The sequence below is a fragment of the Mycobacterium sp. genome (assembly GCF_049281135.1).
GTDB lineage: Bacteria > Actinomycetota > Actinomycetes > Mycobacteriales > Mycobacteriaceae > Mycobacterium.
The window spans coordinates 1-11,522 of the sequence record NZ_JBAPRN010000810.1 but is presented as its reverse complement, the minus strand read 5'-3'; the positions used below and the strand labels follow the sequence as shown (position 1 = coordinate 11,522).

Annotated in this window: 10 protein-coding genes and 3 pseudogenes; 7 read left to right on the top strand and 6 right to left on the bottom strand. The window is 61.9% G+C overall.

What is annotated here, in order from left to right; genetic code table 11:
• Positions 1 to 137: pseudogene (locus WAN02_RS32105) on the top strand (NmrA family protein); the annotation flags it as partial.
• 61 nt (positions 138 to 198) lie between these two features.
• On the opposite strand, the gene WAN02_RS32100 reads toward WAN02_RS32105, so the two are convergent.
• The 5 genes from WAN02_RS32100 to WAN02_RS32080 form a co-directional block, all read right to left on the bottom strand.
• The gene (locus tag WAN02_RS32100; RefSeq protein ID WP_422269393.1) at positions 199 to 1,029 is read right to left on the bottom strand and encodes a DUF4436 domain-containing protein; all 831 of its coding nucleotides are present in this window, start codon (positions 1,027 to 1,029) and stop codon (positions 199 to 201) included.
• A gap of 138 nt (positions 1,030 to 1,167) precedes the next feature.
• A complete protein-coding gene (locus WAN02_RS32095; RefSeq protein WP_422269392.1) occupies positions 1,168 to 2,424 on the bottom strand; it encodes a cation:proton antiporter in 1,257 nt (418 codons plus the stop codon).
• Positions 2,425 to 2,995: 571 nt separating this feature from the next.
• On the bottom strand, positions 2,996 to 3,934 hold the full coding sequence (locus tag WAN02_RS32090; protein ID WP_422269391.1) for an alcohol dehydrogenase catalytic domain-containing protein: 939 nt from the start codon (positions 3,932 to 3,934) through the stop codon (positions 2,996 to 2,998).
• Positions 3,935 to 4,028: 94 nt separating this feature from the next.
• Positions 4,029 to 5,267: a serine hydrolase domain-containing protein gene (locus tag WAN02_RS32085; protein ID WP_422269390.1), complete on the bottom strand. Its 1,239-nt coding sequence runs from the start codon at positions 5,265 to 5,267 to the stop codon at positions 4,029 to 4,031.
• 17 nt (positions 5,268 to 5,284) lie between these two features.
• Positions 5,285 to 6,325 carry an alpha/beta hydrolase gene (locus WAN02_RS32080; protein WP_422269389.1) on the bottom strand — a complete coding sequence of 347 codons (1,041 nt, stop codon included), beginning with the start codon at positions 6,323 to 6,325 and terminating at the stop codon, positions 5,285 to 5,287.
• Between the two features lie 126 nt (positions 6,326 to 6,451).
• Between WAN02_RS32080 and WAN02_RS32075 the strand changes: the two are divergent.
• The 4 genes and pseudogenes from WAN02_RS32075 to WAN02_RS32060 all read left to right on the top strand — a co-directional run.
• A pseudogene (locus tag WAN02_RS32075) lies at positions 6,452 to 6,671 on the top strand (hypothetical protein); the annotation flags it as partial.
• 162 nt (positions 6,672 to 6,833) lie between these two features.
• Positions 6,834 to 8,387 (top strand): arylsulfatase, encoded by a 1,554-nt coding sequence (locus WAN02_RS32070; RefSeq protein ID WP_422269388.1) that lies wholly within the window; start codon positions 6,834 to 6,836, stop codon positions 8,385 to 8,387.
• Positions 8,388 to 8,529: 142 nt separating this feature from the next.
• The gene (locus tag WAN02_RS32065; protein ID WP_422269387.1) at positions 8,530 to 8,655 is read left to right on the top strand and encodes a hypothetical protein; all 126 of its coding nucleotides are present in this window, start codon (positions 8,530 to 8,532) and stop codon (positions 8,653 to 8,655) included.
• A complete protein-coding gene (locus WAN02_RS32060; RefSeq protein WP_422269386.1) occupies positions 8,637 to 8,936 on the top strand; it encodes a hypothetical protein in 300 nt (99 codons plus the stop codon). Before WAN02_RS32065 ends, WAN02_RS32060 begins: the two co-directional genes overlap by 19 nt.
• 44 nt (positions 8,937 to 8,980) lie before the next feature.
• Here WAN02_RS32060 and WAN02_RS32055 read toward each other — a convergent pair whose 3' ends face one another.
• Positions 8,981 to 9,517 (bottom strand): hypothetical protein, encoded by a 537-nt coding sequence (locus tag WAN02_RS32055; protein ID WP_422269385.1) that lies wholly within the window; start codon positions 9,515 to 9,517, stop codon positions 8,981 to 8,983.
• A 98-nt stretch (positions 9,518 to 9,615) separates the two neighbouring features.
• Between WAN02_RS32055 and WAN02_RS32050 the strand changes: the two genes are divergently transcribed.
• Both WAN02_RS32050 and WAN02_RS32045 read left to right on the top strand, forming a co-directional pair.
• The gene (locus WAN02_RS32050; RefSeq protein WP_422269384.1) at positions 9,616 to 11,178 is read left to right on the top strand and encodes an FAD-dependent monooxygenase; all 1,563 of its coding nucleotides are present in this window, start codon (positions 9,616 to 9,618) and stop codon (positions 11,176 to 11,178) included.
• Between the two features lie 73 nt (positions 11,179 to 11,251).
• A pseudogene (locus tag WAN02_RS32045) lies at positions 11,252 to 11,522 on the top strand (cytochrome P450); the annotation flags it as partial.

Genomic DNA, 11,522 nt, shown 5'->3' with positions numbered 1-11,522 from the left:
GCGCCGAGGAGTGGTTCAGGAGAGAAGAGCAGTTAGGACAAAAGCTGGGCAAGGGCAGCCTGTGGGAGAGGGTTCAGCCAGACAACCAGACCCCGATCCTCAAGATCGGCGAGGATATGAGGACAGGAAAGCTTTAGATCAGATGCTCGCTCTGCCTGAATGGCAACGGTAGGCATGGGTTAAAGCGCGGTTGTGCGCTCAGGTCTGAGATGTCGACCGGACCCAGGCCGCGATGTAGAGCAGCATCGAGACCACCAAAGCCACCATTACCCACAACACGATCGTGAGATCGATCCAGCTTCCGAACGCGGGCGAGCCCGGAAGTGCGTTTCTCAGCGGTACCACCGCAAAGAGCATCGCCGCGTACCAGGTTGTCATCGGCGCCTGAAACCTGCGTGGGTCGCGAATCGTCTGAATTGCAACGAATAAGCCAACTGTCGCGATCGCCACGAAGATGCACAGGATGACCATCGCGAAGAGCATCGTGCTCGGCGATCGTTGCAATTGGACTTTATAGGGTGACGACGCATTGGCGTTGTTCACGCGAGCCACGTGGACTTTCCAGCCGGCCAGCCCATCGACGAATGTCAGGTTGGCGCGTTCCGGCAGTTGCTCAGGGCCCGTGAACACTTCAACCGTGAGCGGCCCGGTGTCGTAACTGTCGAACGGCCAACGTTCGACGTCGTGCGCCAAGGTCAGTGGAACCGGGAAAACGCCGGGCAACATGCCTCTGGAATATGTGCGCCTGACCGGCGTCGTCGCGGATGTGACTGCCACAGTGAGGTCTTGCTTGAGGCTGGCGGTCGCCGGATCCAGCAACGCAGGTCCGGGCTTAATGATGAGGTCGCCGACGAGCTCGCGGTAGTTGTTTGAAATGCTCACCGCATCCAGCGTCACCGTTGTGCCGCCGCTGGTGGCTACGTCATAAGCTGGAATGCGTTGGTATGCAGCGCCATTGACGTACATCACCACCGACGCGGCCATTGCGCAGGTAATGAGCCCCATCAGCGCGACGACGCCGAGTCGCATGCGCGGCCGCCCCCGCGCCGGGCGAATCGTTGACTGCCGGGACGATGTCGCGTCCTGGTTGCCACAATCTTCGTCTTGCCTTCCTGCCCACAATGTGGGCCGCAAGCCTCTCACGAACCCAGGATCAACCATTCCGGGTCACGCCACACGCGCCACATGCCCGACGTCCGCGGGTGACGTATGAGCGTGCGCGAAGGTGTTGACCGCGCGATACAGCGGAGCCGTCACTGCGGTGGTCACGATGGCCAACGCACCCAACATCGCAAACGCGTAGGGACCGATCAAGTGGGCTTGGAGACCGACGGACGCAATGGCGAGTTCGGTGATGCCGCGACAGTTCAGCGAGATGCCAAGTTGAGCCGAGGTGGTAAGCGGCCAGCGTTGCATCCTGCCGGCCAGGACTCCGACCGCGACCTTCGAACCGAAGGCGGCGATGGTGAGGGTCACCAGGCACAGCAGACCACTCCATCGAAACAGATCCGCTAACGTTTCCAGCGGCACAGACAGCGCGCTCGAAACGAAAAACGCTGGAATGAGCACGTCAGCAACCGTGGCTAAGGCCCGCTGCGATGCCTCGTTGGCCAGCCCCGCGGGGAAGAACAGACCGGCAATCACCGCACCGATGGCTGGGTGGAAGCCGGATATCTGCGTTGCTGCCGCTCCGGTAAGCGCGTAGGCGAACATCGCTACGACAAACGGAGCACTCTGCTGGTTCTCCTGGAACCACCGCTGCAGCATCCGAGGCAGCACGAGCATCACTGCGAGGAGCAAGACGACGCCCGCGCATACGGCAGTCACCGAGACCGAGTCCAAGTCTGTGGTCAACAAGATCAACGCGGTCACCAGTGCCCATGCCGTCGCATCCGCCGTGACGGCAATTCGTAGCCCGACCGCTGGGATGGGCGCTGGGACCCCTAGATCTTGGATGAGCAGCACGAGAACAGGAACGGCCGTGACGCTTAGCGCCACACCGACGAATACCCACGCATGTAGTGAGTTGCCTTGTGGGCCAACGAGTTGGTGTTGGAAGGGCCAGGCTGCAGCTGCGCAGACGACGATCGGAGCCGCCACACAGGGCACCAGTTGCCACAGCGGTGACCGCTCGGTTGATGTTGATGTGCTGTAGGTACGCAGCTCGATTCCGACCAGGAACATGAGTAACAAGAGGCCCGCTTGGCCCACGGCGTCGATGAGAGATTTCGAGGTCGCCGAAAGCAACACGGACTTTATGGATTGAGGAGTGAGGGCCAGAATTGTACCCATCACAATGCCAAAGAAGATTACTCCGACGACCGCGGGCTGCTTAATCCGACGGAAGAGGTTTCCGAAAAATACCGAGCCGATCAAGACTACGGCCAGCATGATTAGTGCTTGCAGCGCGTTACCGAGTGGCATCGCTTCTCCCTAACAACTTATTGAGATCACTGGCGCAGGGCAATCGGAAAATCGCCTCCAAGAGACTTCGGGCATTTCCCGCGCGACTTACTGTACGTCTTTGATTGTTATTTTCCTGTCTGAGATCGAAATTCACAGCCACGTGTGCGTGCAGGCACGCAATCCCTCACGTAACTAAGCGATTTGGGCTGCCTGAGATCACCGGCTCGCGTCTTGCTGCGCTGCGTCTTGTATAGCGATTGACGCAGCTCTCCGCAATATGTCGTGACCGTCGTCACGGCATTCATGATGTATTCTTACGGAATTACGTTTTCTTAATGCAGGTGGACGGAATCATAACGCTTTCTTGATGGCCATCCGCCGGCTGGCAATCACCTATAATCGTGAAGTCAATTACTATCATATTTCCCAGGCAACTCCCAGGCCATTTACTCATATTTCCCAGGTTCGACAAATGAGACGGCCGCGGGTCGGCGAGCGGTTGATGGCCTGCCATAGCCAGTGTGATGGCCAAACGGCATTCCTGCTCGCGAGGCCCCTAAGGCCAACGGGCTGGCGCTCGATGTTGCAGTCACGGGTGTGCCTGGGGAGTTACGAGGAACTTCTCCCCGGTCGCTCCCGTGACATAGGCATGGAACGCATCGGGCATGAGCATGCCGGCCAGTGACACCTCCCGGGTGTAAGTACCCGCGAACGTCGTGGTGAGCTCCGCGGCCACACGGGCCCGGAGCCGGCCAACGGCTTCGGCCCCGGCGTTCTGGAGGAATAGGGTCAGCAGCCAACCTCCGACTCCCCACGCTTTGAGAGCCTCCACGAGGTTTGTCGAGAACGACGGCGATGACGAGTTGCACACGTGGACTGCGCCGAGCGACCTTAGTAGCTGCTCTTCATCGGGCTTGCGGACGATGTTGACAAGCGGCACCCCGTCCGCAAGGCAGAGCTTGACGAGCATCTGGCCAAGGTTCGACGCCGCAGCCGTGTGCACGAGGGCTGAATGGCCTTCGCGGCGCATGGTTTCCAGCATTCCGAGAGCGGTGAGAGGATTAACGAAGGACGGCGCCCCATCCTTCGCCGTTGTTCCCTCGGGCAAGGCAAGACACGCGGACGCATCAACGGCCCGGTACTGCGTGTACATGCCGCCGCCGGCGATCCCCACTCTCCTGCCGAGAAGGGCCTGCGCCGCGGAGGACGACCCGGCCGCTACTACGGTGCCCGCGCCCTCATTGCCCACCGGGAGCGGTTTATCGACTCGTGCCGAAAGCCCCTCCAGCGCGACCTTTCCCAGTGATGCGGTAACGACAGGCCGCTCAGGTCCGCCCGTCACCGTTGCGGCAGACATGTCGGCGCCCGCGATGAGAACGCCCAAGTCTGAAGGGTTGATCGGCGAGGCTTCCACGCGCACCAGCACCTCATTGGCGGCGGGGGAGGGAACAGTGACGTCGTGCAGTGAGAGCTCTAGCGTGCTCCGCGCTGTCACCAGCGAACGCAGTTCCAGTGCCTGGTCCGGCAAGTTGCTGCCATCGGGGTGCCTCTTCCTGTTCTGGATGTGTCCTCGATCGTATTAACCCCCAACGCTGTCATTGATCTTCCGGGCCGTCGGCGCACTAGCGTGCGGGGTCGACCAGCGCCCCATAAGTAATGGACCGCGATATCCCGCGGATATCGGGCACCGGGTAGGGCCGCCCGGTCGGCGGATTGCCGGCGCTTTCCTGCTGGATCATGCCGACGACGATGACGTCGTAGACCGGATCGACCCAGAACCACGTGCCATGCACGCCGCCCCAGTAGTAGCTGCCCGCACCGATCGCGCCGCCGTTGAAATCGGCGTGTGCCGGATCGAGCACGATGCCGACACCCATGCCGTAGCCAACGCCCGCGAACGGCTGGTCGAAACGCATCGGAACGCCATCTGGCAGCAGGTTGCTCGTCATCAGCGTAACCGACGTCGGCGCCAAAAGCCGGGCGTCGTCGAGGATCCCACCATTGGCCAGCATCTGCGCGAAACGCAGGTAGTCCTGCGCCGTTGCATACAGCCCGGCGATCGAGAGCAGGTATCGCGGCTTCTCCCCCGCGGGGATACCGGCCAGCACCGGAAACGGCGATTGGTCCGCAGCCAGGCGCAGCGTGAGGTTGTCGTCGAGCGCGTAACGGGGCGCGATGCGGCCGCGGTCTTGCGGCGCGACGCCAAAGCCGGTGTCTTCCATGCCCAGCGGCCCGAAGATTCGGTGCTCGAGGAAGGTGTCCAGCGTCTCGCCGGATACCCGCTGAATGATCACGCCCTGAAACTCCTGCTGGAGGCCGTACCGGAACAAGGTGCCGGGCTGTGCTTCTAGCGGCAGCTTGGCCATCTTGGCGATCATGTCCTCGTTGGTGCCGCTGAAAAGGCCAGCCGCGGCGTACATCTCATCGAGCTTCGGATTCGTGCTGCCGACTGGCGCGCCGAAGGCGAAGCCCGCGGATGAAGCCATCAGGTGACGCATGATCATCGGACGATCGAGCGGGACCAGTTCGTCATCCTTCAGCACCTGTAGATCGGCGAACTCGGGAATGAACTTGGTGACAGGATCGTCGAGCTGCCACTTGCCCTCTTCGTAGAGAGTCATCATCGCGGCGCCGATGATCGGTTTGGTCATCGAGGCGATGCGGAAAATAGCGTCTTCCCTGAGTGGTTCACGACTTTCGAGCGGCTGATAGCCGAAGCGCCGGAACTTCACGAGCTTGCCGTGGCGGGCGACCATGAGGCTGATCCCGGCATAGTGCCCGGCATCGACCTCCACCTGCATCGCATCGTCGAGACGGTCCAGGCGCTCAGGGGACAAGCCGACCGACTCCGGAGAGGCCATCTGCAACGGAGGCGTCGTCACGAGGTAGACCTCGCGAAGTCGGCGATGTCGCGAGCGGTGTCGCGGCTGATGTCAGGACAGATAACGGGAAGAATCTCGGTGGCGTGGACGGTGCCCATGACTTGGCGGCAGCGCGCGGAGACGCCGCTCTCCAGCAGCAGTCGGTAGAAGCCAATACCTTCGTCACGCAAGGGATCACATTCGTTGACGCTGATCACCACCGGCGGCAAGCCCCGGACGTCGTCGGGCTGTGCCATGCCGGGCCACGCAAGCGGGTCGCGGGCCTTGAAAGCGTTGATGCCGTAGGCCATGGTGCTGCGGTTGTCGTGCACGAAGATGAAGATTCCCTCGTTCTCGGTGGAGGACGGGTTCTGCGGCAGTGGCCATTCGCCGGCGATGAAGGGGCACATCGCATAAAGGCCTTGGATCAGGCCTAGATCGCCGTCCTGCTTCAGCTTCATCCCCACAGCGAGAGTCAGGTTGCCGCCGCCACTTTCGCCGGCGACGACGACGCGTCCCGGATCGATACCGAGCGAGTCCGCGTTGGCGTGAACCCATTTGAGGCCGGAGACGCAGTCGTTCAAGCCGGCGGGAAAGGGAGCCACTTCCGGCGCTGAGGAGGGATGCACCGAGTTGCGGAAATCAACCATGGCCACCGCGACGCCACTGGCGGCAATCATGCGGCCCCACGCTTTGTAGCTGCCGAGGTAGCAAGAACTGAACTGCATGCGGCCGCCGTGAATGTAGAAAACGCACGGCAAGGTCTTTTCGTTGTCGGGCCGGATGAACTGAATCTTGATAGTGTTTCCGTCAGGCGAGGAGGTGAACGTCTCGGTGCGCGCGGTTAGGCCGGCCGACGGGGCGACGTCCTCGCTGTCCATCGCGTTGAACAGAGCGTTGGCGGGGTCCTGGGCGGCCAGCGCTTCCGGGGTGTTCTCCTGGGCCAGCAGTTCTTCCCGGCTCGACACGTTGGGCTTGGCGGCCCCCAGGTCAATGCCTGCGAAGTACGCCTTGATCCGCGGATCAAGGCGAGCGTCGAGTTCAAGCTTCGAGGTCATGCGCACTCCTTCTGAGGCCCGCCTGTAATCCTGCTTATCGCACAAATACTGCGCTAGTGAGAATTGGCTGCCCACCCCGGGATTGCGCCCTTTGAGCCGTCGCGTCCACACACCATCGATCCCACACTTGCCCGGGCCAAGGACACCAGGTCGGATTTGGCCAAGACGACGGTCAATGGCTGCGCGATCGCCATCGGACAGCCGTTGGCGCCAGCGGTGCTCGCACCATGACGACCTTGGTCAACGCTTCGAGCAGCGCGGCGTGAGGCTACCTCAAAGAACGAACACTGACCTGCTCGATGCGAACGGTCGAAACCGACTGCTGACGGCGATGGCGGCGGCGTGAATGTTCAGGACAGAGCGTTGAATCGTTGACAAAGGCAGGCGGTTCGGTGAACTACTGCGGACGCGTTGAAAGAGCGGTAGAGGGCAGTTGGTCGGTATAACGTCGATGACGAGGACAGCGCCTTCGCAAGTAGAACCTCTAGCCGTCACCAAGGGGCCTTTTATGCCAAATGGGAAACCCAACTTCCTCGTGATCTGGGGCGACGACATCGGCATCAGCAACTTGAGTTGCTACAGCATGGGATTGATGGGCTACCAGACGCCCAACATTGACCGGCTTGCAAAGGAGGGGATGCTCTTCACCGACTCCTATGGTGAGCAGAGCTGTACCGCCGGACGGGCCGCGTTCATCAGCGGCCAGAGTGTGTACCGGACTGGTATGAGCAAAGTGGGCGCACCTGGTTTCGACATCGGGTGGGCCGCCGAAGACCCGACCATCGCGGAGCTGCTCAAACCGTTGGGTTATGCGACTGGGCAGTTCGGCAAGAACCACTTCGGCGACCTGAACAAGTACCTACCGACAGTGCACGGCTTCGATGAGTTCCTCGGTAACCTCTATCACCTCAACGCCGAGGAAGAACCCGAGCAGTTCGACTATCCCCATGCCGACCAGTTCCCGATCCTGCACGAACTTGCGCTGCCGCGTGGGGTACTGAAATGCGAGGCCACTGACAACGTTTCAGCCGAACCCGACCATCCGAAGTTTGGTCCTGTCGGCAAGCAGATCATCGACGACACCGGCCCTCTCGATACCCGTCGGATGCAGACCATCGACGATGACGTCACCGATGCCACGATTGATTTCATAACCCGCCAACACGAGACTGAGACGCCGTTCTTCGTGTGGATGAACACCACCCATATGCACCTCTATACCCACCCCAAGCCCGAAAGTCGGGGTCAGGCGGGGCTGTGGCAATCCGACTACCACGACACGATGATCGATCACGACCGCAATGTCGGCAAAGTACTGGACTGCCTCGACGCGCTGGCCATCGCCGAGGACACCATCGTCATCTACTCCACCGACAACGGACCGCACCGGAACAGTTGGCCGGATGCGGGTACGACGCCGTTCCGGAGCGAAAAGGACACGAACTGGGAAGGAGCATTCCGAGTACCGGAGTTGATCCGTTGGCCGGGCAAGATCAAAGCTGGGGTCGTGTCCAACGACATTGTCCAGCACCATGATTGGTTGCCCACACTGCTCGCAGCCGCTGGCGATCCTAATATCAGCGACAAGCTCAAGAACGGCTACGCCGTCAACCTCCGAGGCGAAGACAAGACGTTCAAGGTCCATATCGACGGCGTGAACCTGCTGCCGTATCTGACGGGAGAGGTCGAAACCAGCCCGAGGCGGGGGTTCTTCTACTTCTCCGACGACGGCGATCTGGTCGCCATGCGCTTTGAGAACTGGAAAGCCGTGTTCATGGAGCAACGTTGCCAAGGCACTATGCGCCTATGGGCAGAACCATTCACTTCGCTGCGCGTACCAAAGCTGTTCAACCTACGCACCGACCCGTTCGAGTATGCCGATATCACGTCAAATACGTACTACGAGTGGTTCCTTCGCCACGACTACTTCGTCCTGTACATGGTCGCTATGGCCACGAAGTTCCTCGACACCTTCAAGGAGTTCCCGCCGCGACACGCACCCGCCAGCTTCACCATCGACCATGCCGTGGAGCAACTCCACAAGTTCCTGGCAAAGGATTAGCCCGGCCCAACGGCACCCGGCTTTAAAGTAGTTGTTGACAACTAAGTAGGCAACGACTGCTTCGGAGGAAGGTTCAGCCTCGACCGACCGACTGATCCAACCCCGTCGCAAAGGTCGCGACGCGGCGGCAGAATGTCGAACCATGACCGCGCACTCGACACCGTCCGACGGCCAAACCCGGCTTGCCTACATCCTCGGCGTGCCCCTGGCATCGAATGCCAACGTCAATGGCCACAAATGGAAGAAGTCGTGTCCGGCCGCGACCTGATCGCTCAAGTTGAAGGCAACTTCCCTGAACTCACCCTTGAAGTCGGCCGACGACTTCACCTCGACGACACCATCGTCGTCGAATGGACCTGCAATTACGGCGACGGACGACTCTACCGAAACGTCAGCATCGCCGAACTCCACAACGGCGAGGCGACTAAGGTCACCGATTATTGGGGCGAACCCACCGCCACGCCCGAATGGCGTCGACCACTCACCGGTCGCCTCGACATGCCGCCCGACGGAATTTGGAAAGACGCTCAACATCTTTCGCACTACTAACCCCCCAGACGGGAATCAGACGTGCGGTGAAATGGCCGCCGCGCTCAGAGCCAGCCCGTGCGCGCGGCGGCGACAAGCTCGGCGGGGGCCGGCGCCAATTCGCCGCTCCGCACGCCGTCGAGCATCCGCTTCACCGTCGCGACAATCTCCGGGCCGGCCGCGGCGAGTCCGGCCCTGTCGGCGTCGGTGACTTCGTCCGCGCCGACACCCGCACGGGATAGCACGGCGTCCGGGTCGGCCAGCTCAGCGGCCAACCAGGACAGCGGGTCGGCTGACAGCTCGGACACGAAGTTCCGGCGGCTGGGCTCCCACCCGTTGAACCGGGGGTGATGGTGGGCCCGGTCCAACGTTCCGGGCGGGCTCTCGGTGGACCCGAAAAGATCCACCCGCCACACCGGGCGGGTGAAAGCGATTGGGACGCCTGCGTAAATCGATCCCTGCGGCTCGGCCCGGTCGACCAGCCGCAGTTCCAATCTGACTCCCCGTTCCGGGGTTTCCTGGCCGGCGATAGGCATCGGGTCGACGAAGTACATGTCACCGACGACGACACCCATGGCTTCGAATCCGAACGCTGCGAACATTGCGAACCTTTCCTCGTGCCTACTCGAGGGTAGACCGGGGCGACGGCTACTTCGTAAACTTCAAGATCGGTTGGTCTGGCCCTCAGAGAGCTGGTCGCATGGTTGACGTCGTCATTGCGGGTGCTGGCCCTGACGGGTTGATGTTGGCCTGCGAACTGGGATTGGCCGGGATTCGGCCGGTGGTGTTGGATCCGACGCCCGGGCCTAACCTGCAGCCACGGGCCAACCGCATCGCGGGCCAAGCGGCTCGGATTCTTGATCACCGAGGTTTGTACAGCGCAATCGCCGGGACAGCCGGGCCGCCAATACCCACTTCGCACTGGATGTTCGCGGGCTTTCCCTTGGACCTCGCGGTGATCCCCGACTCCCAATTGTTCGTCGTCCCAGTCCAACAGCACGGGCTTGTCGAGTTGCTCACCAAGCGGGCTGACGATTACGACACGGAGATTCGGTGGGGACACGCCCTGACCGGTTTCGATCAGGACGACGACGGCGTCACGCTTCATGTCGACGGGCCCGACGGTGCCTACGATCTGCCGGCTAAGTACTTCATCGGCGCCGACGGCGGCCACAGCATGACACGCCATCTCGCCGGCATTGAGTTTCCCGGGATGTCGTCCTACGACCTGGTTGTCCGGATCGGGTTCAACGTCGTGCCGCCGGATGAATGGATTGCTCCGGTCAGTGACGCGCCGGGTTCCGACCATCTTCCGCCGCAGCGATCCCATCGGACTGACCAAGGCGTTTTCTCCTTCGGTGCCATGGGCAGCCGCGTCGCAGTAATGACCTACGAAATGGAGAGCTCGCCCCGCGAACAGCGCAGCGACGACTTCGCCGATGAACCACCCATGAGCCTCGCCGAGTTGGAGGCCAGCGCTAAGCGAGTGCTGGGTCAGGACGTGCCGCTGCGGCCCACATCGCCCGACGCGCCAATCGACCTGCGTCGGTTTTTCGGCATCAACTCCAGAGTCGCGTCTCGATATCAGGTCGGCCGGGTGTTACTGGTCGGCGATGCTGCGCACGTCCACGCGCCGATCGGCGGGCCGGGTCTGAATCTGAGTTTGCAGGATGGGGTGAACCTCGGCTGGAAGCTTGCCGCGGTTCTGAGCGGGCGCGTGGAGCCCGCGCTGCTCGCCACCTACGAGACTGAGCGACGGCCCGCTGCCGAGCGGCTACTCATGCAGACTCGGGCCCAATTGGGTCTCTTCCGCCCGGGGCCTGAAGTCACTGCCCTGCGGGAACTTTTCGCCGAGCTGCTTACCGACACCAACAACGTTCGTCGGATCAGCGACCTACAGTCTGGGGCAGATAACCGCTATGTGATGGGGGACCCGGATGCCGAGCCGCATCCACTCGTTGGACACTGGGTGCCCGACTTCGGTGTGGCGACCCCCGCCGGACCGCGACGTATCGCCGAGCTCGCCCGCGATGGCCGACCGCTGCTGATCGACCTCACCGAGAGTGGTACTGTCGCAGCCGCATTCACCGACGCGAGTGGCCATATCACCGTCGCCGCCGGACGGCGTGTCGGTGAGGTAGCCGCCACGGCGCTGCTGGTGCGTCCCGATGGGTATGTGGCCTGGGCGTCGTCACATGCGCAGCCCGGCCCCGACGAACTGAGCGCACTGCGCGACGCTATGAGGCATTGGTTCGGGATTTAACTGCTCTTTCGTCGGTATTGCCGCGGCGGAGGATTAGTCTTCTAAGCAGCCGATTGTCAGGGAGCGTGGGCACATGGGTGTGCCGGTCCGGGATTGGACGCACTGGGCAGTCGGGTACGCGCCCTCACGTACGGCGCTTCGTCTGCTGGCGCGGCGCGGTGATCCGCTGGCGAACCTGCTCACCTTTGACATCAATCCGGTCGACGACATCTATCCACTGATCGAGCGGGTGCGCCGGCGCGGACGGATGTCTCCGATATTGAAGACCGGCGGCTGGGTCACCGCTGATGCGCAGATTGTGCGTGCGGTGCTGCGTGACGACCGGTTCAGAACGATCAAACCTC

Coding starts and splice junctions, on each gene's coding strand:
- WAN02_RS32100 (WP_422269393.1), bottom strand. CDS start 1,029: ATGCGACTCGGCGTCGTCGCGCTGATGGGGCTCATTACCTGCGCAATG.
- WAN02_RS32095 (WP_422269392.1), bottom strand. CDS start 2,424: ATGCCACTCGGTAACGCGCTGCAAGCACTAATCATGCTGGCCGTAGTC.
- WAN02_RS32085 (WP_422269390.1), bottom strand. CDS start 5,267: ATGGCCTCTCCGGAGTCGGTCGGCTTGTCCCCTGAGCGCCTGGACCGT.
- WAN02_RS32080 (WP_422269389.1), bottom strand. CDS start 6,325: ATGACCTCGAAGCTTGAACTCGACGCTCGCCTTGATCCGCGGATCAAG.
- WAN02_RS32070 (WP_422269388.1), top strand. CDS start 6,834: ATGCCAAATGGGAAACCCAACTTCCTCGTGATCTGGGGCGACGACATC.
- WAN02_RS32065 (WP_422269387.1), top strand. CDS start 8,530: ATGACCGCGCACTCGACACCGTCCGACGGCCAAACCCGGCTTGCCTAC.
- WAN02_RS32055 (WP_422269385.1), bottom strand. CDS start 9,517: ATGTTCGCAGCGTTCGGATTCGAAGCCATGGGTGTCGTCGTCGGTGAC.
- WAN02_RS32050 (WP_422269384.1), top strand. CDS start 9,616: ATGGTTGACGTCGTCATTGCGGGTGCTGGCCCTGACGGGTTGATGTTG.